At 63.4% G+C, this 18009-nt stretch carries 17 protein-coding genes, 2 tRNA genes and 1 pseudogene; 13 read left to right on the top strand and 7 right to left on the bottom strand.

Annotated features, from left to right (window positions below):
* The first annotated feature begins 126 nt into the window (after positions 1 to 126).
* The 7 genes from NKJ12_RS23210 (at position 127) to NKJ12_RS23180 (ending at position 8743) form a co-directional block, all read left to right on the top strand.
* The gene (locus NKJ12_RS23210; protein ID WP_023677659.1) at positions 127 to 306 is read left to right on the top strand and encodes a hypothetical protein; all 180 of its coding nucleotides are present in this window, start codon (positions 127 to 129) and stop codon (positions 304 to 306) included.
* Positions 307 to 758: 452 nt separating this feature from the next.
* Positions 759 to 2636 (top strand): ABC-F family ATP-binding cassette domain-containing protein, encoded by a 1878-nt coding sequence (locus NKJ12_RS23205; RefSeq protein WP_352705315.1) that lies wholly within the window; start codon positions 759 to 761, stop codon positions 2634 to 2636.
* 4 nt (positions 2637 to 2640) lie between these two features.
* A complete protein-coding gene (locus tag NKJ12_RS23200) occupies positions 2641 to 2832 on the top strand; it encodes a hypothetical protein (protein WP_352705313.1) in 192 nt (63 codons plus the stop codon).
* Positions 2833 to 2874: 42 nt separating this feature from the next.
* A complete protein-coding gene (locus NKJ12_RS23195; protein WP_352705311.1) occupies positions 2875 to 4983 on the top strand; it encodes a molybdopterin-containing oxidoreductase family protein in 2109 nt (702 codons plus the stop codon).
* Positions 4984 to 5039: 56 nt separating this feature from the next.
* The gene (locus NKJ12_RS23190) at positions 5040 to 5738 is read left to right on the top strand and encodes a DUF2270 domain-containing protein (protein ID WP_352507895.1); all 699 of its coding nucleotides are present in this window, start codon (positions 5040 to 5042) and stop codon (positions 5736 to 5738) included.
* A 171-nt stretch (positions 5739 to 5909) separates the two neighbouring features.
* Positions 5910 to 8132 (top strand): cation:proton antiporter domain-containing protein, encoded by a 2223-nt coding sequence (locus NKJ12_RS23185; protein ID WP_502905725.1) that lies wholly within the window; start codon positions 5910 to 5912, stop codon positions 8130 to 8132.
* 377 nt (positions 8133 to 8509) lie between these two features.
* On the top strand, positions 8510 to 8743 hold the full coding sequence (locus NKJ12_RS23180; RefSeq protein WP_352705307.1) for a DUF680 domain-containing protein: 234 nt from the start codon (positions 8510 to 8512) through the stop codon (positions 8741 to 8743).
* Positions 8744 to 8852: 109 nt separating this feature from the next.
* On the opposite strand, the gene NKJ12_RS23175 is transcribed toward NKJ12_RS23180, so the two are convergent.
* From NKJ12_RS23175 to NKJ12_RS23160, 4 genes are all read right to left on the bottom strand, one after another.
* Positions 8853 to 9368: a SixA phosphatase family protein gene (locus NKJ12_RS23175; RefSeq protein WP_352705305.1), complete on the bottom strand. Its 516-nt coding sequence runs from the start codon at positions 9366 to 9368 to the stop codon at positions 8853 to 8855.
* 97 nt (positions 9369 to 9465) lie between these two features.
* Positions 9466 to 10173: a phosphoribosylglycinamide formyltransferase gene (gene purN / locus NKJ12_RS23170; RefSeq protein ID WP_352705304.1), complete on the bottom strand. Its 708-nt coding sequence runs from the start codon at positions 10171 to 10173 to the stop codon at positions 9466 to 9468.
* Positions 10170 to 11234, bottom strand: coding sequence for a phosphoribosylformylglycinamidine cyclo-ligase (purM, locus tag NKJ12_RS23165; RefSeq protein ID WP_352705302.1), 1065 nt, complete (start codon positions 11232 to 11234; stop codon positions 10170 to 10172). Before purM ends, purN begins: the two co-directional genes overlap by 4 nt.
* 216 nt (positions 11235 to 11450) lie before the next feature.
* Positions 11451 to 12107: a glutathione S-transferase family protein gene (locus tag NKJ12_RS23160; RefSeq protein ID WP_254820264.1), complete on the bottom strand. Its 657-nt coding sequence runs from the start codon at positions 12105 to 12107 to the stop codon at positions 11451 to 11453.
* Between the two features lie 217 nt (positions 12108 to 12324).
* Between NKJ12_RS23160 and NKJ12_RS23155 the strand changes: the two genes are divergently transcribed.
* Genes NKJ12_RS23155 through hdaA form a run of 3 tightly spaced genes read left to right on the top strand, consistent with a single transcriptional unit; the run spans position 12325 to position 14772 of the window.
* A complete protein-coding gene (locus NKJ12_RS23155) occupies positions 12325 to 12882 on the top strand; it encodes a CDP-alcohol phosphatidyltransferase family protein (RefSeq protein ID WP_023677645.1) in 558 nt (185 codons plus the stop codon).
* Positions 12854 to 14065: an AI-2E family transporter gene (locus NKJ12_RS23150; protein ID WP_254820263.1), complete on the top strand. Its 1212-nt coding sequence runs from the start codon at positions 12854 to 12856 to the stop codon at positions 14063 to 14065. The genes NKJ12_RS23155 and NKJ12_RS23150 overlap by 29 nt, the downstream gene beginning before the upstream one ends.
* 5 nt (positions 14066 to 14070) lie before the next feature.
* Positions 14071 to 14772: a DnaA regulatory inactivator HdaA gene (gene hdaA, locus NKJ12_RS23145; RefSeq protein WP_352705431.1), complete on the top strand. Its 702-nt coding sequence runs from the start codon at positions 14071 to 14073 to the stop codon at positions 14770 to 14772.
* A 198-nt stretch (positions 14773 to 14970) separates the two neighbouring features.
* Here the strand turns inward: hdaA and NKJ12_RS23140 are convergent, their stop codons facing one another.
* Positions 14971 to 15972 carry a GlxA family transcriptional regulator gene (locus NKJ12_RS23140; protein WP_352705300.1) on the bottom strand — a complete coding sequence of 334 codons (1002 nt, stop codon included), beginning with the start codon at positions 15970 to 15972 and terminating at the stop codon, positions 14971 to 14973.
* A gap of 129 nt (positions 15973 to 16101) precedes the next feature.
* On the opposite strand from NKJ12_RS23140, the gene NKJ12_RS23135 reads away from it, so the two are divergent.
* Complete coding sequence (locus tag NKJ12_RS23135; protein ID WP_352479278.1) at positions 16102 to 16929, top strand: alpha/beta fold hydrolase; 828 nt, start codon at positions 16102 to 16104, stop codon at positions 16927 to 16929.
* Between the two features lie 93 nt (positions 16930 to 17022).
* On the opposite strand, the gene NKJ12_RS23130 is transcribed toward NKJ12_RS23135, so the two are convergent.
* A tRNA-Pro gene (locus NKJ12_RS23130) sits at positions 17023 to 17099 on the bottom strand.
* A gap of 160 nt (positions 17100 to 17259) precedes the next feature.
* Here NKJ12_RS23130 and NKJ12_RS23125 point away from each other — a divergent pair.
* Positions 17260 to 17565: an ETC complex I subunit gene (locus NKJ12_RS23125; protein WP_352479279.1), complete on the top strand. Its 306-nt coding sequence runs from the start codon at positions 17260 to 17262 to the stop codon at positions 17563 to 17565.
* Positions 17566 to 17615: 50 nt separating this feature from the next.
* Positions 17616 to 17692: transfer RNA gene (locus tag NKJ12_RS23120), tRNA-Arg, on the top strand.
* Positions 17693 to 17735: 43 nt separating this feature from the next.
* Here the strand turns inward: NKJ12_RS23120 and NKJ12_RS23115 are convergent.
* Positions 17736 to 18009: pseudogene (locus tag NKJ12_RS23115) on the bottom strand (IS481 family transposase); the annotation flags it as partial.

Here is an 18009-nt window from a genome sequence, read left to right as displayed (position 1 = left end):
CTCCATTGATTGTGCAGCAACCGGAGACGCGGCATTTTGTTCCCAGGCCCCTTGGCGAATGCGGGAACGACACCGGCCGCGCAACCAAATCGCCGACGCCTCGTTGTCGGGCGAGAGGAGACTGCGATGAAAAAGCGCTCAATCCTGCTGCTTATGGCAGCTCTGACTGTTGCGGGTTGCGACAACAATATCCAGCCGACCAAGGCCCCTGGCGACACGGTCGATCAGAACCCGCAGGTCGACAAGAATCCGGTGCCGAAATCGACGACCGGCGGCGATCAGCCCGGCACGCCGCCGAAACAATGACCGCCTCAGATGGCGTCGGCGCCGGTCAAGGAAGGTGGCCGGCGCCGCTTGGGAGGAAGCTGATGGCGCCGGCCAGGCGGAGATCAGGCCCGCCGCACATCCAAGGATAGCCGAGTCTTTCCGCAGCGTCATGGTCGATAGCGTACAGACGGCACGCCCCTGTGGACAAACCTGCGGGCCACAGCAGCGTTTGTTCATCACATAGTTCGTTCTTCCCATGGAACAAACCAAGCTGCTGCGTGTTTGGATGTCGATCGGACGCTCCCAAGGCCGCCGTTCACGAAAGAGCCCGCTCTCCTTGTCCCCCCTCAGGATAGCGGGTTCTTTTTGCGTTTTGCGGGACGTTGTGGTGCGCGGGGTCGACGTCACCTGCTTGCCGGTTTTCGCACCTTTGCGGGGAACCGGGGCTCAAGGCCTTGCGAAGCATGGTTGTCCCGTGCAAAAGCCCGGCCATGCTGATCATCAACGACCTTTCGCTCCGCATGGCCGGACGCCTGCTTCTCGACCATGCCTCACTGACCTTGCCGGCCGGCAGCAAGGCTGGCCTTGTCGGCCGCAACGGCACCGGCAAGACGACCCTGTTCAAGGCGATCACCGGCGACCTCGCCTCCGAGACCGGCTCGGTCAGCCTGCCCAAAAACACGCGCATCGGCCAGGTCGCGCAGGAAGCGCCGGGCACCGAGGAGCCGCTGATCGAGATCGTGCTCAAGGCCGACCTCGAACGGAGTGCCCTGCTCGAAGAGGAAAAGACGGCGACCGACCCGCACCGCATCGCCGACATCCACATGCGGCTGGCCGATATCGATGCGCACTCGGCCGAGTCACGCGCGGCCACTATTCTCGCCGGCCTCGGCTTCGACGATGCCGCGCAGCGGCGCCCGGCCTCGTCCTTCTCCGGCGGCTGGCGCATGCGCGTAGCGCTGGCCGCGGTGCTGTTTGCCGAGCCCGATCTGCTGCTGCTCGACGAGCCCACCAATTATCTCGACCTCGAAGGCACGCTCTGGCTGGAAAATTACGTGTCGAAATACCCGCATACCGTGCTGCTGATTTCGCACGATCGCGACCTGCTCAACCGCGCCGTCAATTCGATCGTCCATCTCGACCAGAAGAAGCTGAGCTTCTGGCGCGGCGGCTACGACCAGTTCGAGCGCCAATACACCGAGCAGCGCGAATTGCAGGAGAAGGGCCGCGTCAAGCAGGAAGCCGCGCGCAAGCACATGGAATCCTTCGTCGAGCGCTTCCGCGCCAAGGCATCGAAGGCGAGGCAGGCGCAGTCGCGCATCAAGGCGCTGGAGAAGATGAAGCCAATCGCCGCGATCGTGAACGACACGGTGCGGCCGTTCTCTTTTCCGGAGCCGGTGAAGACGGTGGCTTCGCCGATCATTGCGCTCAACAACGTCAACGTCGGCTACACCGAGGGCGAGCCGATCCTGAAGAAGATGACGCTGCGCATCGATGCCGACGATCGCATCGCGCTGCTCGGCGCCAACGGCAACGGCAAGTCGACCTTCGCCAAGCTTTTGGCTGGCCGGCTGAAGCCGGAGACCGGCAGCATGACGGTGGCGCCCGGGCTGAAGGTGGCAATCTTCGCCCAGCACCAGCTCGACGATCTCAGGCCCGACGAAAACGCCTATGAGCATGTCCGCCGGCTGATGCCGGATGCGCCGGAATCCAAGGTGCGCGGCCGCGTCGCCCAGTTCGGCCTGACCACCGAAAAGATGAACACCGCCGCCAAGGATCTGTCCGGCGGCGAAAAGGCGCGGCTCCTGATGGGCCTGTCGGCCTTCGAGGGGCCGAACCTTTTCATCCTCGACGAACCGACCAACCATCTCGACATCGACAGCCGTGAATCGCTGATCCATGCGCTGAACGATTTTCCCGGCGCCGTCATACTGATCTCGCACGACCGCCATCTGCTCGAAGCGACCGCCGACCGGCTGTGGCTGGTCAAGGACGGCGCGGTCAATCCGTATGACGGCGATCTCGAGGATTACAAGACGCTGGTCACCGGCGTCTCCGGCGACCGCCGCGGCAAGCGCGAGGCGGACAAAGCGTCGAAGGCCGACCGCCGCCGCGATGCAGCCGCGCGCCGCGCCGCCTTCGAGCCGCTGGCCAAGGAAATCCGCGCCACCGAAGCGCTGATGGACCGCCTCCGCAAGCGCATCGACCTGATCGAGGATGAACTCGCCAACCCGGCCGTCTACGAAAAGGACCCCTCGACCGCGACAAGGCTGGCCAAGGAGCGCTCACAACTCGCGCAACAGCTGGCCGGCCATGAGGAAAAATGGCTGTCGATGTCGGCGGAGTATGAGGAAGGCACGGCGGAGTAGGAGAATGTCGGCATGGATCGAAGCTGCCAAGGTTTTGGCCGTCAATTCCGAAGTTGTCGTAAAATGCCCTGAGTGTGGAGACGGCAATCTGCTGGTCATCGACGCCGGAGCCGGATCATCGCATGTCGAGCGCCACATACATTGCCCGAAATGCGGCGCCTACAACGCCTTGCTCAAGCGCATTGATGGCGTGTAACTGGCCCTACACGCCACTATCACAACCGGCTAGTTTGCGCCCATGAATCAGCACGCCAAGCTCAAAATCGGCCACTCGGCCTGTCCCCATGATTGCCCGTCGACCTGCGCGCTCGAGGTCGAGCTGCTCGACGCCAGGCGCATCGGCCGCGTCCATGGCGCCAAGGCCAACAGCTATACGGCCGGCGTCATCTGCGCCAAGGTCGCCCGTTACGCCGATCGCGTCCATCATCCCGACCGCCTGCTGAAGCCGCTGGTGCGGGCCGGCGCCAAGGGCGACGGCGCCTGGAAGGACGCGAGCTGGGAGGCAGCGCTCGACCTTGTCGCCGAGAAGTTCATTGCCGCCGAGGCGAAGTACGGGTCGGAGACGGTCTGGCCGTACTACTATGCCGGCACGATGGGGCTGGTGCAGCGCGACGGCATCGAACGGCTGCGCCATGCGAAAAAATATTCCGGCTTCTTCGGTTCGATCTGCACCAATCTGGCCTGGACCGGCTGGATGATGGGCGCCGGCGCGCTGCGCGGTCCCGACCCGCGCGAGATGGGCAAATCCGACTGCGTGGTGATCTGGGGCACCAACGCCGTGGTCACGCAGGTCAACGTCATGACCCACGCCATCAAGGCGCGCAAGGAACGCGCAGCCAAGATCGTCGTCATCGACGTCTACGAAAATGCAACGATGAAGCAGGCCGATCTCGGCCTGGTGCTGAAGCCCGGCACCGACGGCGCGCTGGCCTGCGCGGTGATGCACGTGCTGTTTCGTGACGGCATGGCCGACCGCGCCTATCTGGAAAAATACACCGACGATCCGCACGGTCTGGAAGCGCATCTTCAGACAAGGACGCCGCAATGGGCCGCTGACATCACCGGGCTTTCGGTCGCCGAGATCGAAGCCTTCGCCCGTCTCGTCGGCACGACGAAGAAGACCTATTTCCGCCTCGGCTACGGTTTTTCGCGGCAGCGCAACGGTTCGGTCAACATGCATGCCGCGGCCTCGATCGCGGCGGTCACCGGCTGCTGGCAGTATGAGGGCGGCGGCGCCTTCCATTCCAATTCCGGTATCTTCAAGCTCAACCAGGAGCTGCTGGAAGGCACCAAGATGCGCGATCCCTCGATCCGCCATCTCGACCATTCGCGCATCGGCCCGGTGCTGACCGGCGCCAGGGATGCGCTCTATGGCGGTCCGCCGGTGACGGCGCTGCTGATCCAGAACACCAATCCGGTGAATGTCGCGCCCGAGCAGCGGCTGGTGAAGCAGGGTTTTTTGCGCGACGATCTGTTTTCCTGCGTGCACGAGCAGTTCATGACCGACACGGCAAAGCTCGCCGATGTCGTGCTGCCGGCGACGATGTTTCTCGAGCATGACGACGTCTACAAGGGTGGCGGCAACCAGCACATCACGCTCGGGCCGAAGCTGATCGACCCGCCGGAAGGCCCGCGCACCAACCATTTCGTCATCGAGGAGCTTGGCAAAAGGCTCGGTGTCGCCGATCGCCCAGGCTTCGGCATGACCGAGCAGCAGCATATCGATATCATTCTGGGCAAGCGCGGGCTGGGCAGCTTTTCGAGCCTCAAGGACGAAAAATGGCTCGACCTGCAGCCGGATTTCGCGGCCGCGCATTTCCTGGACGGCTTCGGCCATGCCGACAAGAAATTCCATTTTCGCGCCGACTGGACGGGGCAGGCGGCGCCCAACCGGCCGCCGAAAAGCATGGGCCTGTTCGGGCCTGTGGAGCAGTTGCCGGAATTTCCCGATCATGTCGACCTGATCGAGGTCGCCGACGAGGCGCATCCGTTCCGGCTGACGACCTCGCCGGCGCGCAATTTCCTCAATTCGACCTTTGCCGAAACGCCGGTGTCGCAGGCGAAAGAGCGCCGGCCGGAGTTGCTCCTGCATCCCGATGATGCGGCGGCACACGGCGTCGCCGACGGCGGCCGTGTCGAAGTCGGCAACCAGCGTGGCGAAGTGGTGCTGCACGCAAAACTGTTCGACGGCATCAAGCGTGGCGTGGTCGTCGCCGAAGGCATCTGGCCGAACAGCGCCCATGAGCGCGGCGAGGGCATCAACGTGCTCACCGGCGCCGATGCGCCGGCGCCCTATGGCGGCGCCGCCTTCCACGACAACAAGGTCTGGCTGCGCCCGGCGGGTTGAGCGTCGGAACGATATCTCCATCCGGCCGTTTTCGCGTGGCGGGTGGAGGCATTGTCATGGCGGAAGTGTTGCCGGCGCCGGATCCCATCGGAAGGACACTGTCGTCCGGCGAACTCGTAACCACGATGTCCCACTTTCATCGCGCCGAGATTGCGCGCATGGCTGGGTGGCGCGACCGCCTGGACCGGACGAGCAACTGGGCGATAACCGTCGTCGCGGCGATGCTCTCCGTTTCGCTTTCGACAGCCAGCGCTCACCATGGCGTGCTGCTGTTTGCCATGCTGCTTGTCCTGCTGCTGCTGTGGATAGAGGCCCGCCGATATCGCTTCTTCGACTTCTATCGGGCTCGCGTGCGCCAGTTCGAACGGCACTATTTCGCGCAGATATTCTCGCCGCAGCCGGACTTCGCGTCCGATTGGCTGTTGATCGTCGGCGAGAGCCTGCGCGCCCCGAAATTCTTGATTTCGCAACGCGTGGCTTTGGCGCGCCGCCTGCGTCGCAATTACATCTACATGCTGCTGATTCTGCTGCTGGCCTGGATCCTCAAACTGTCGACCCCCAGTCTTCTGACCGAAGGCGTCCGCATCGGCTTCGTCGGGTCGATGCGTGAGGCCGTCGCCAGTGCTGCGCTGGGTCCAGTTCCTGGTGGCGCCATCGTCGTGCTGGTCGCCCTCCTCTATGCGGGCCTGCTGGTGACAGCCTTTCTGACGGAGAGCGACGACGGCGAACTCTCGTTCGGTGACGTTCACGTCTAGCAACGCAACGCCCTGTCGCGCGTTGTTGGACACGTGCATTTGGGCGATGGGGGTTTCATGGGTTGGCAGGCTCCGACACGTTCCAGCCTGGCGCTGCTGGTTTGCGCTTTCGTCCCCGCAGGCGCGGCCGGGGCAGCGGAGACGCTTGTTGCCGGGACCAAGGCCTCCGGCATGGGTGGTTCGGGCGAAGGCGCTTTCGTCGCCGAGATCGTGCTTCTGCTGCTTGTCGGGCGCGGCCTGGGCGAAGTGTTGCAGCGCTATGGCCAGCCGGCAATCATGGGCCAACTGATCGGCGGCATCCTGCTCGGTCCTTCGCTGTTCGGCTGGCTATGGCCGTCGGCCCAGCACCTGATCTTTCCCACCGATCCCGCGCAAAAGGGCATGATCGACGCCGTCTCGCAGCTCGGCATCCTGATGCTGCTTTTGCTGACCGGCATGGAGACGGACCTGCGGCTGGTACGCCGGGTTGGCGCGGCCTGTTTTTCCATTTCGGCTACCGGCGTCGTGGTGCCCTTCATCTGCGGTTTCGCGCTGGCGCAGTTCCTGCCGGACGCATTGCTGCCCAACCCGACGCAACGCACCGTTGCCGGGCTGTTCCTGGGCACCGCGCTGTCGATCTCGTCGGTCAAGATCGTCGCCATGGTGGTGCGCGAGATGAACTTCATGCGTCGCAACCTCGGACAGGTGATTATTTCCTCGGCGATCATCGAGGACACGATCGGCTGGCTGGTCATCGCCGTAACCTTCGGCATCGCCACCAATGGCAGGCTGCAGCTCGTACCGCTGGTGACCACCATCGCCGCCGTGGCACTGTTCATGGTGTTCTCCTTCACCATTGGCCGCCGTCTTGTCTTCACCTTGATCCGCTGGACCAACGATCAATTCCGCAGCGAGTTTGCGGTGATCACCATGATCCTTATCATCATGGGCGTCATGGCGCTGATCACCAACATGATAGGCGTCCATACGGTGCTGGGGGCGTTCGTCGCCGGCATCCTTGTCGGGGAATCGCCTATCCTCTCCAGCCATATCGAAGGCCAGCTGCGCGGCGTCATCACCGCGCTGTTCATGCCGATCTTCTTCGGCATGGCGGGGCTTTCCGCCGATCTCACAGTGCTCGCCGACCCGACGCTTGCCATGCTGACGGGCGCACTTGTGGTCATCGCCAGCATCGGCAAGTTTGGCGGCGCATTCATCGGCGCCAAGCTCGCCACCATGTCGTTCAAGGAAGCAATCGCCGTCGGCAGTGCAATGAACGCGCGCGGCTCGACCGAGGTGATCGTCGCCAGCATCGGCCTGTCGATGAACATCCTGTCGCACAACCTCTTCACCATGATCGTCACCATGGCCGTGATCACCACCTTGGCCATGCCGCCGATGCTGCGCTGGGCGCTCGGCCGGCTGCCGGTTGGGCATGACGAGCAGCAGCGTGTCGAGCGCGAGGCGTTGGACGAATACGGCTTCATTTCCAGGCTGGAGCGGCTGCTGGTGCTGGTCGATGACAGCAGGATCGGCAAGTTCACTGCCTATCTCGCCGGACTGATCGGTGGAGGCAGCGGCATGCCCACCACCTTGCTTCGCCTGCCCACCACCTTGCTTCAGCCGAAAGACGGCCGAGTTGACAGGCCGACCGACAGCAAGGGACAGGAGCGCGCCCTGCAGGAAATCAAGAAGGGCGCAAAAAAAAGCGCTCAGGCGGTGAAACGGATCGAAGATACGCTTGTCGACAAAGTCCACCTGACGGCCCGCACCGAATTGGAGGCCACAGGTGAGACGATCGCCGAAGAGGCCCGCAAGGGATACGGTCTGTTGCTGGTCGGCCTTGACAATGTGCTGACCGCCGATGGCGCCTTCGCGCCGGCCCTCAACGACATTGCCGCAGGATTTGACGGCCCGCTTTGCCTGGTCCTGAACGGCGGCAATGCTGGCGAAAAGATGCCGACGCTGAAGGCCGGAACCAGCATTCTCGTCCCCGTCAACGGTACCCAGGTGGCGCGTCGCGCCGCCGACTTGGCGTTGGCGCTGGCCCGTCCAAACCGGGCACGGATCAAGGTTCTCTATGTTTCGCAAAAGGCGGCCAAGGGCCGCACGTCGACATCGGTGTCGCATAGCCGCGAAGAGGCCGTGCTGAAAGACATCGCCGATTTGGCGGGCCGCTACGGCCTACATATCGACACAGCGTTCCATACCCGCGTCACACCCGACAAGGCGATTACCCGGGAGGCGGCCAAAGGCGCGGCCATCGTCGTGATGGGCGTCACCCAACGTCCGGGTGGGGACCTGTTCTTCGGCGAAACCGCAGGCGCTGTTTTGGCCGCCTGCAATTGCCCCGTCGTGCTTCTGGCCAGCGCGCGGCCCAAGCATGACGCCGCTGGCGCTGAGCTGGCGGCGTGATTTTCATGGCGCGCACTGACCCGTCGGTAGACATGTCGATTGAGGCTCTGAAGCGCTGATCAGTCAAACGTAAAGAACTCGAACCGAACGGTTCGGTTCTGTTGACGGAGCGTACAGGAAAGGGTGAACGCCGGCTCCCAGAATGTTCGCCAAGAAAATCACCAATGACCGCGTAACCAATTGACAATAAAGAAGAACCGTGTGGCGAAAGGAGCCGCATGTCGAATTTCAAGCGGCCAATTTGGCGCACCCGTACAAAATTTTCGTGATTGGAAACGACAGGCCTGCCGACCCATCTCGGGGTGGTCCGAGCGACGCGAATTCCTCCCAAGGCACGCCACTTGACGGACAGAACAAAGACTACCGGAGTACCCGAAATGACCAAGATCGCTCTTACCGTCGCCGCCATCCTTGTTGCCACCGGCACTGCTTTTGCCGGCAGCGACCACTATGGCTCGGACAACGTCAACCAGCCGGCCGCTCCTGCTGCCAACGTCGACAACACGTTTACCGGCTCGATCCGCAAGCCGGTTACTTCCGAGCATGCTGGTGCCAAGACGACTTCCGAGTCGGTGGCGCCTAAATCCGGCCAAGGCATCTGGGGCCGCTGATTATCACGGCCCCGGAGCACAAAGAGCGGCGGGCTTGGCCCGCCGCTCTTGTTTGGTGCGAAGCGGGTTTGGCCGAAGGTCGGCGATCCCCCGGCCTGCCAGGCAATCCCTAGCGAAGATCCTTCGGCCAGATGCAGTGCGTCAGCCGGGCGCCGCCGAAGGTGAGACCGGCCCAATCGCCATCGACGTCAAACCGAGCCAGGGCCGCGGTCGGGAATTTATCCGCCAGTTTTTTCAGCGCCGCTTCATCCGATCCAGCCCCGGCAAGACCGCGCGCGAACTCATCCAACCCGGGATTGTGGCCGAGCAGCAGCAGCGTTCCGGTTCCCGCCTTTACTTGCCGCACCTTGGCGAGGATGTCCGCCGCCGCTGCCTCGTAGAGCGCCTGGGCAAATTTGACCTGCACCTTCGCCGGCAATTCCGCCGAGAGCAGCCGCCACGTGTCGCGGGTGCGCAGCGCCGGCGATACCAGCGCCAGCTCCGGCAGCCAGCCGCGCCGGGCCAGTTCGCGTCCGACCAGCGGCGCTGCCTTCAGCCCGCGCGCGGACAGCGGCCGGTCGAAGTCGATGAGGTCGGGATCGTCCCAACTCGACTTGGCGTGGCGGAGGAGTAGCAGTTGCTTCATTGATTCAAAATAAGGCCGAAACGTCGCGTGCGCCATGCACGACGCGGACGCTCTTGACCATCTCCCCCAAGTTACGGGGAAAGCGTCACGCTGACTCTTACGGGGTGATCCGCGCCAGGTGCTCGAGGTCGGTCTCCTCGCGCAGCGGGTCGGGCGCGATCACCACCGACGCGGCGTTGTCGGCATCGTCGGCGAAGCGCGAAAACACCGTGCGGCCGCCTTCCATCCGCGCCTTGCCTTCGGCGACCAGCCCTAGCGCCAGCGGATAGAGTTGGTGCTCGGCCTTGAGCACGCGCGCGGCCAGCGTATCCTCATTGTCGCCGACCATCACCGGCACCGCGGCCTGGGCGATGATCGGCCCATCATCCATGTCGAGCGTGACGAAATGCACTGTGCAGCCATGGATGCGCATGCCTGCGCGGAGCGCCCGCGCATGTGTATCCAGCCCCTTGAAGGCAGGCAGCAGGGCAGGGTGGATATTGACCATGCGGCCCTGCCACTTCTCGACGAAACGCGCGCCGAGAATGCGCATATAGCCGGCCAGCGCGACGATCTCGGCGCCAAAAGAGACAAGGGCCGCGTCGATCGCCCCGTCATGCGCTTCCTTGCCGGCATGGTCCGAGCGCGAAATCACCCTGGTGGCGATGCCGCGCGCCGCGGCGATGCCGAGGCCGGCGGCATTGGCGCGATCGGAGATGACGCCGACGATTTCGGCCGGATAGGCCGGGTTGCTCGCCGCCGCGATCAGCGCCGTCATGTTGGAGCCGCGCCCCGAAATAAGCACTACGGTGCGTTTTCTGGTCATAGGCCGATCGAGCCCCGATAGATGACGCCGGCATCGCGGCGCGGCACGATCTGGCCGATCGGCGTCACCGTCTCGCCGGCCTCCTGCAGAACGGCGGCGACCTGCGCCGCCTGGCCGGAGGCGACGACCAGGATCATGCCGATGCCGCAATTGAAGGTGCGCATCATCTCTTCCGGCGCGACCCCGCCGGTCTTGGCCAGCCACGAAAACACCGGCGGCACCTCGATGGCGCCGAGATCGAGCTCGGCCGAAAAATCCTTGGGCAGAACGCGCGGGATGTTTTCGGGAAAGCCGCCGCCGGTGATATGGGCCAGCGCCTTGATGCCATGCGTGTTGCGGATCGCCTTGAGGATCGACTTGACGTAGATGCGCGTCGGCTCGAGCAGCGCCTCGGCCAGCGTCGCCTCGTCATTGAACGGCGCCGGATCGCCCCAGCCAAGGCCGCTTACGGCGACGATGCGGCGGACCAGCGAGAAGCCGTTCGAATGCAGGCCCGACGAGGCAAGGCCGAGCAGCACGTCGCCCTCGACGATGTCGTCGGTCGGCAGCAACTGGCCGCGTTCGCCGGCACCGACTGCAAAGCCGGCAAGGTCGTAGTCCTTGTCGTGATACATGCCGGGCATTTCCGCCGTCTCGCCACCGATCAGCGCGCAACCGGCCTGCCGGCAGCCGGCGGCAATGCCGCCGACGATCGCAGCGCCCTGGTCGGGATCGAGCTTGCCGGTGGCAAAATAGTCGAGGAAGAACAGCGGTTCGGCGCCCTGCACGACGATGTCGTTGACGCACATGGCGACGAGGTCGATACCGATCGTGTCATGCTTGCCGGCATCGATGGCAATCTTCAGCTTGGTGCCGACGCCGTCATTGGCGGCGACCAGCACCGGATCGGTAAAGCCGGCTGCCTTGAGATCGAACAGGCCGCCGAAGCCGCCGATCTCGCTATCGGCGCCCGGCCGGCGGGTGGCGCGCACCAGCGGCTTGATCTTCTCGACCATGAGATTGCCGGCGTCGATGTCGACGCCCGCTTCGGCATAGGTGAGCCCGTTCTTGCGCTTGCTCATACTCTTTCCCTGCTTTCTCGGGCTCTTCGCATGAACGGTTTCGGTCCGCAAGGATAACGGCGCTGAAACTGCCGATCTCCCCACTTGAGGGGGAGATGGCCGGCAGGCCAGAGGGGGCGCTGTCCCGCCGACCTGCCGATCGGCACCATTGCGCATCCAGGTCAAACCCCCAACCGGGTTCCAGATCAATGAGAAAGCCCTGCTGTCGGCTCAGCTTTATGAGGTAATGCTGGTTGATGGGGCGTTGATCGCAAATTGCGCGGTGAAAGCCCGGATATAAGCCGGCCGTGCTTCCCCGCGCGCTACATAGGCAGCCAAGTTTTGATATTCGTCCAAAATGCCGGACATTCTTAGTCGCAGCAGCACTGACACCATCAATAAATCGCCCGCGCTGAACGTATCATCGAGCCAGTCGGCGACGCCTAAGTGGGCCGAGAGTTTGTCCAGCCGAGCCCGAACACGGTCCTTTACCAACGGCAAGCGCTCCTCGCTCCAAGGCTTGTCACGTTCGAATATTCTTGCCGTCGTTAATTCGAGGATCGGCGGCTCGACGGTGTTAAGTGCGGCAAACATCCACGTGATCGCACGCGCGCGGGCATTGCGATCCTTCGGCAGCAATCCCGTATGCTGCTCAGCAAGGTGAAAGACGATCGAGCCGGTTTCGAACAGCGAGAGAGAACCTTCCTCATAGGTGGGGATCTGGCCGAAGGGATGGATGGCCAGATGGCCAGGCGCCTTCATTTCTGCAAAGGAAACAAGACGAACCTCATACGGCTGCCCCACTTCTTCGAGCGCCCAGCGAACGCGCGTATCGCGCGCCAGTCCCTTGCCGCCATCGGGCGATCGTTCAAAAGCTGTGATAGTGATTGTCATCGCGTCCGTTTCCTTGCTCGCGGTCCAGGAAGGTCTGGGCGAATTCTTCGGCTTCCCATCGTGAGACGAATGAGCCTCCCCGAAATCGACATCTGTCTTGACCTATTTCATTGCTGGCGCCCTCGAGGGGTGATTGGCAGCTTCTGTGTCGCTTCTCACTTGCCGTAACCCTCCATCTCCATCATGTATCGACAAACAAGAGCGACGGGATATGCGTTTGACCATCCCCAACATGATCACGATCATGCGCTTCGTGCTGGTGCCGGCAGTGGTGCTGGCCATGCTGCAGGAACGCTGGGACTGGGCGTTTGCCGGCTTCCTCATTGCCGGCATTTCCGACGGCGTCGACGGCTTCATCGCCCGCCACTTCAATCAGTTTTCCAGGCTCGGCGCCTATCTCGATCCGATGGCCGACAAGCTGCTGCTGGTTTCGGTTTTCGTGGTCCTGGGCTTCAGTGGCGAACTGCCGCTGTGGCTGGTCGTTACCATGGTATCGCGCGACGCACTGATCGTCTGCGCCGTGCTTTTATCCACCGTCATGGCGCATCCGGTTGAGATGAAGCCGCTCCTGGTGTCGAAGGCCAACACCGCGATCCAGATCGTGCTGGCGGCAGTGGTGTTGGGCGAACTCGCCTTTGACATCCGTCTCGATCCGCTGAGGCCGGCCCTCATATTGCTGTCCGGGGTCTTGACCGTGGCTTCGGCCGCGGCCTATCTCGTGGCTTGGCTGAGGCATATGAGCGGCTATGGCGAAGGCTCCACACCCGGCACCTGAACATCGGGCACCTGACGAACGGTCCATCGACGCCGAGGCCGAAGCCGCGGCAGCGGAGGCTGCGGCATCGGCGTCGTTTCGCCGGCAGATCCGCTTCTGGCTGGTCAGCGCCATCATCCTCGCCGTCTTCCTTTACGTCTTCAGCGGCATCCTTCTGCCCTTCGTTGCCGGCATGGTGCTCGCCTATTTCCTCGACCCTGTCGCCGACCGGCTGGAGCGTCTCGGCCTGTCCAGGCTGATGGCGACGGTGGTCATCCTCGTCGCTTTTATCGTCGTCCTGGTGCTGGCCGTCGTCATCCTGGTTCCGGTGCTCGCCTCGCAGATGGCTGATTTCGCCAGCAAGCTGCCGGACTACCTGACCCGGCTGCAGAGCCTGATCACCAGCTTCGACCCGAAATGGCTGGAAGAGAAATTCGGCGTCGACGCCAATGGCCTGCGTGAAGGCTTGAACTCGCTGCTGACCTCCGGCTTCGGCCTCCTGACCACCGTCTTCACCTCGATCTGGAGCTCCGGCGTTGCGCTGGTCTCGGTCGTCAGCCTGTTCGTGGTGACGCCGGTCGTCGCCTTCTACATGCTGCTCGACTGGGACCGCATGGTGGCAATCGTCGACAGCTGGGTGCCGCGCGACTATGTCAAGACCGTCAGGGCGATCGCCAGGGATATCAACACGGCAACCGCCGGCTTCGTGCGCGGACAGGGCACGCTGTGCCTGGTGCTGGGCGCCATGTATGCCACCGGCCTGACGTTGACGGGCCTGAATTTCGGCATCCTCATCGGCCTGTTTGCCGGGCTGATCTCGTTCATCCCCTATGTCGGCTCGCTGACCGGCCTGGTGCTGGCCGTCGGCGTCGCCTTCGTCCAGTTCTGGCCGGACTGGACCATGATCGCGGCGGTGGCCGGCGTGTTCTTCGTCGGCCAGTTCATCGAGGGCAATATCCTGCAGCCGCGGTTGGTCGGCAAAAGCGTCGGTCTGCATCCGGTGTGGCTGATGTTCGCGCTGTTTGCCTTCGGCGCGCTGTTCGGCTTCGTCGGCCTGCTGATCGCCGTTCCGGCTTCCGCCGCCGTTGCCGTTCTGGTGCGCTTCGCCATCGCGCGCTATCTCGAATCGCCGCTCTACAAGGGCCATGCCGACGAGCCGGTGCCGCCGCTGCAGGTGCGCCGCCGCGGGGGCGCGCGCGGTTGAGCCAGATGCCGGACAAGATCGATCCGCCGCGCCAATTGCCGCTCGATCTAGGCCACGGCACCGGCTATTCGCGCGACGAGCTCGTCGTTTCCAGCACCAACAGCCAGGCGGCGGCGCTTGTCGACCGCTGGCCGGACTGGCCGTCGCCGGTTGTCGTGCTGGCCGGGCCGGCCGGCTCCGGAAAAACCCATCTGGCCTCGATCTGGCAGACCCGCGCCGACGCGGTCAAAGTGGAGGCCGGCCGCATCGGCGAGCGCATCGAAAATCTTGGTGCGCATCCGGCCCTGATCGACGATGTCGATGCCGGCCCGGTCGACGAGCACGGTCTGTTCCACCTGATCAATGCGGTGCGCGGCGCCGGCTCGACCTTACTGTTGACGGCGCGCCGCTTTCCCTCTGCCTGGGGCGTCCGGCTGCCCGACCTGGCATCGCGGCTGAAGGCGGCGGCTACCGTCGAGATCCACGAGCCCGACGACCTCTTGCTGGCCGGCGTCATCACAAAGCTGTTCGCCGATCGCCAGGTCGAGGTCGAGCCGCATGTCGTGCAATATTTGGTGCGCCGCATCGAACGCTCGCTGGCCACCGCAATGCGGGTGGTCGAACGGCTCGACCGCACCGCGCTCGAGCGCAAGACGCCGATCACCCGCGCCCTAGCAGCCGAGACCGTCAGCGCCATGGATGAAGGGCAGGGCGAGTTCGAGATTTAGAGGATTCCAGTTCAGCCGCCGTCCCATTTTGGGAAAAAAGGCTGGCATCTGTCTTGCAAGAAAGAGCTTGCCGGCTAATCCCGGTCCTGATTGCGTATCAAATCAGGTAGTAGGCTCGTCGGGATGGAGTGGTTGGGGTTCTCGCCCGGCGAGCTTGCCGTCAGATGCATCTGGTAGCGCCATTGCGGCGGCCAGGTCTCAACTTTCACCTCCTGCAATCGCGGCTCGTTCCACGCCAAAGCGCCGGCGATAATCGCCGGGCACCAGCCCGGTTATCCTGGCGAATACCTTGCGGAAGGAGCCGGGATCGTCATAGCCGACCTCCCAGGCGATCTGGTCGATCGATCGCATCGTGGTTTCCAGCATCTCGCGCGCCTTGCCGACCCGCAGGTGCTGACAATATTCGGTCGGCCTCAGGCCAGTGGCGTTGCGGAAGCGTCGCAGAAAGGTCCGCTCCTCCAGCCCCGCATGCTCGGCCATGGCGCCAAGCGTCACGTCGCGCGCGCCGTTCGCCTGCAGCCAGTGCTGCACCTTGAGGATCGCTTCGTCGTCATGGGTCAATCGCGGCGCAAACGGGCTGTAAAAACGTTGCTGGCGGCCCGGTGGATCGACCAGCATGAAACGCGCCGTGTCCATCATGACGGCTGACCCGAGCACCCTGTCCACCAGCTTCAGGCCGAGATCGGTCCAGGCCATGTAGCCGCCGGCGGTAATGATATCGCCATCGTCGATGACCAGTCTGTCGGCGTCGAGCAGGATGTCTGGGAAGCGTAGCGCCAGCGCGTCGCGATAAGCCCAGTGCGTCGTCGCGGCGCGACCGGACAACAAGCCGGTCTCGGCAAGCACGAAGGCGCCGGCGCAGACCGAACCGAGCGTCGCGCCTGCCGTGTGGCGATCCCTGAGCCAGCCGGCATAGGGCGCGGCTGCTTCCCGAGCGATCGGATCCCCCAACGTCGGCGGGAGGATAACCATGGCTGGTTCATTGTCGGCGCCGGGCTCGCTGTCGAAGCTGCGGACTACGGTGTGGCCCGCGTCCTCCAATTGCCAATGACTGACGCGAAGCCTCGCCGCGTCCGGCGACCGCTCGACAGCCAGCCGGTTTGCCAGCATGAAAAGATCGGTCAGGCCGAGCACGGCTGCTTCCTGCACGCCGGGATACAAGACGAGGCCGATTTCGATCAGATCACGCGCAGCCGTCATTTGTCAGTTTTGCCACGTTGAATGTCCGTTTTGCCAATGCTCACCCTGACCGCACTGTTATAATTTTTCCAGCTGAGGGGGCTAAAAGCTTCCCTGTTACCCCCAACTTTTCCATCAAGGAGTAGGACGATGAGCACATTCACCACCCATGACGGCACCGAGATTTTCTACAAGGATTGGGGCAAGGGCCAGCCGATCGTGTTCCATCACGGCTGGCCGCTGAGCTCAGACGACTGGGACAACCAGATGCTGTTCTTCCTCGAAAAGGGCTACCGCGTCATCGCACATGACCGCCGCGGCCACGGCCGCTCGTCGCAGACCGCGACCGGCAATGAGATGGACACCTACGCCGCCGATGTGGCGGCGCTGGCGGCGCATCTCGATCTCAGGGATGCGATCCACATCGGCCACTCGACCGGTGGCGGCGAGGTGGCGCGTTACGTCGCGCTTTATGGCGGCGGCGGCCGTGTTGCCAAGGCGGTGCTGATCGGCGCCGTGCCGCCGATTATGGTCAAGACCGACAGCAACCCCGGCGGCTTGCCGATCGAAGTCTTCGACGGCTTTCGCGCCGCCCTGGCCGCTAACCGCGCCCAGTTCTACAGGGATGTGCCGGCCGGCCCGTTTTATGGCTTCAACCGCGAGGGCGCCAAGGTCTCGCAAGGCGCCGTCGACAATTGGTGGCGCCAGGGCATGATGGGTGGGGCCAAGGCCCATTACGACTGCATCAAGGCCTTTTCCGAGACCGACTTCACCGACGATCTAAGGAAGCTCGACGTGCCCGTGCTCATTATGCACGGCGACGACGACCAGATCGTGCCGATCGCCGATTCCGCGCTGCTTGCGATCAAGCTGGTGAAGCATGGCACGCTCAAGGTCTACAAGGGCCTGCCGCACGGCATGTGCACCACCCATCCGGAGATCATCAATCCGGATCTGCTGGCCTTCATCCAGGGCTGACGGCTTGGGTATCGGACGGGCAGCGCAGGCTCGTGCTGTCCGTCCGCTCGAGCGTGATCCGCTTGCGCTGCCGATGAGATTCGCTGTGAGGAATGGTCGGAGTGGAGAGATTCGAACTCCCGACCCTCTGGTCCCAAACCAGATGCGCTACCAGGCTGCGCTACACTCCGAACGGTCTGTTGCCTAGTGATTTCAGCCCACCAAAGCAAGCGTAAAAAGCCATCGGCCTTGCTGCCGGCGGCATTGCGCAGTAATGACGGGCTAGTGCATGGCCAGAGAACAGTAATCTGGTGTCGGGGTCGTGCGCTTGCAACCAGCAATGAGGTGGTCATGTCAGCCCGCATTTTCAGCCCAGCCAAAACCGCGATGCAGTCCGGCAAGGCCAAGACCGGCCATTGGGTGCTGGAATTCGATCCGGAGCAGCGCAAGAAGATCGATCCGCTGATGGGCTACACCACGTCCGGCGACATGCGAAGCCAGATCAGGCTGACCTTCGACACAAGAGAAGAGGCGGTCGCCTATGCCGAGAAGGAAGGCCTGGCTTTCCGCGTCGAGGAGCCGAAGGAAATCAAGCGCCGCCAGATTTCCTATGCGGAGAATTTCCGCTATGACCGCAGGACGCCCTGGACGCATTGATCCCATACCGGCCCTGCCGGCACAATCCGCCGGTCATGCGGCCGGCCAGCGGTCCCGTAGCTCAGCTGGATAGAGCACCGGCCTTCTAAGCCGATGGTCACAGGTTCGAATCCTGTCGGGATCGCCAATATCTCACGGTACGACCCGGAGACATGGGTAACAGAATGTACCTAAGACATGGGTGACAACCTCGTGCCGAACGGGTTGTCGATGGTCTGCAAGGTTCTCTGTTCCAGGTCGATATATCCCAGATCATAGTGCATGAAGCTTACGAGCCAAATGCCGTCGTCGACCTCCTTTATTCCGAGCCTCTGACCGGCGAGCACGGTCGAGACGTTGATCTTCTTCCTCATCATGCAGATGCGGCCGCAGGCGGTGACCAGGATGTCCTTGTCATGGAGGGGATAGGTCAGCTCCGGCAGGCCGGAATACGGCCGTGAAGAG

Origin of the sequence: Mesorhizobium sp. M0195 (assembly GCF_040322115.1) — a bacterium.
Lineage (GTDB): Bacteria > Pseudomonadota > Alphaproteobacteria > Rhizobiales > Rhizobiaceae > Mesorhizobium.
The sequence above is the reverse complement of the archived record's forward strand: the minus strand, read 5'-3'. Positions and strand labels throughout refer to the sequence as shown.

Coding starts and splice junctions, on each gene's coding strand:
- NKJ12_RS23210 (WP_023677659.1), top strand. CDS start 127: ATGAAAAAGCGCTCAATCCTGCTGCTTATGGCAGCTCTGACTGTTGCG.
- NKJ12_RS23205 (WP_352705315.1), top strand. CDS start 759: ATGCTGATCATCAACGACCTTTCGCTCCGCATGGCCGGACGCCTGCTT.
- NKJ12_RS23200 (WP_352705313.1), top strand. CDS start 2,641: ATGTCGGCATGGATCGAAGCTGCCAAGGTTTTGGCCGTCAATTCCGAA.
- NKJ12_RS23195 (WP_352705311.1), top strand. CDS start 2,875: ATGAATCAGCACGCCAAGCTCAAAATCGGCCACTCGGCCTGTCCCCAT.
- NKJ12_RS23190 (WP_352507895.1), top strand. CDS start 5,040: ATGGCGGAAGTGTTGCCGGCGCCGGATCCCATCGGAAGGACACTGTCG.
- NKJ12_RS23185 (WP_502905725.1), top strand. CDS start 5,910: ATGGGTGGTTCGGGCGAAGGCGCTTTCGTCGCCGAGATCGTGCTTCTG.
- NKJ12_RS23180 (WP_352705307.1), top strand. CDS start 8,510: ATGACCAAGATCGCTCTTACCGTCGCCGCCATCCTTGTTGCCACCGGC.
- NKJ12_RS23175 (WP_352705305.1), bottom strand. CDS start 9,368: ATGAAGCAACTGCTACTCCTCCGCCACGCCAAGTCGAGTTGGGACGAT.
- purN (WP_352705304.1), bottom strand. CDS start 10,173: ATGACCAGAAAACGCACCGTAGTGCTTATTTCGGGGCGCGGCTCCAAC.
- purM (WP_352705302.1), bottom strand. CDS start 11,234: ATGAGCAAGCGCAAGAACGGGCTCACCTATGCCGAAGCGGGCGTCGAC.
- NKJ12_RS23160 (WP_254820264.1), bottom strand. CDS start 12,107: ATGACAATCACTATCACAGCTTTTGAACGATCGCCCGATGGCGGCAAG.
- NKJ12_RS23150 (WP_254820263.1), top strand. CDS start 12,854: ATGGCGAAGGCTCCACACCCGGCACCTGAACATCGGGCACCTGACGAA.
- hdaA (WP_352705431.1), top strand. CDS start 14,071: ATGCCGGACAAGATCGATCCGCCGCGCCAATTGCCGCTCGATCTAGGC.
- NKJ12_RS23140 (WP_352705300.1), bottom strand. CDS start 15,972: ATGACGGCTGCGCGTGATCTGATCGAAATCGGCCTCGTCTTGTATCCC.
- NKJ12_RS23135 (WP_352479278.1), top strand. CDS start 16,102: ATGAGCACATTCACCACCCATGACGGCACCGAGATTTTCTACAAGGAT.
- NKJ12_RS23125 (WP_352479279.1), top strand. CDS start 17,260: ATGTCAGCCCGCATTTTCAGCCCAGCCAAAACCGCGATGCAGTCCGGC.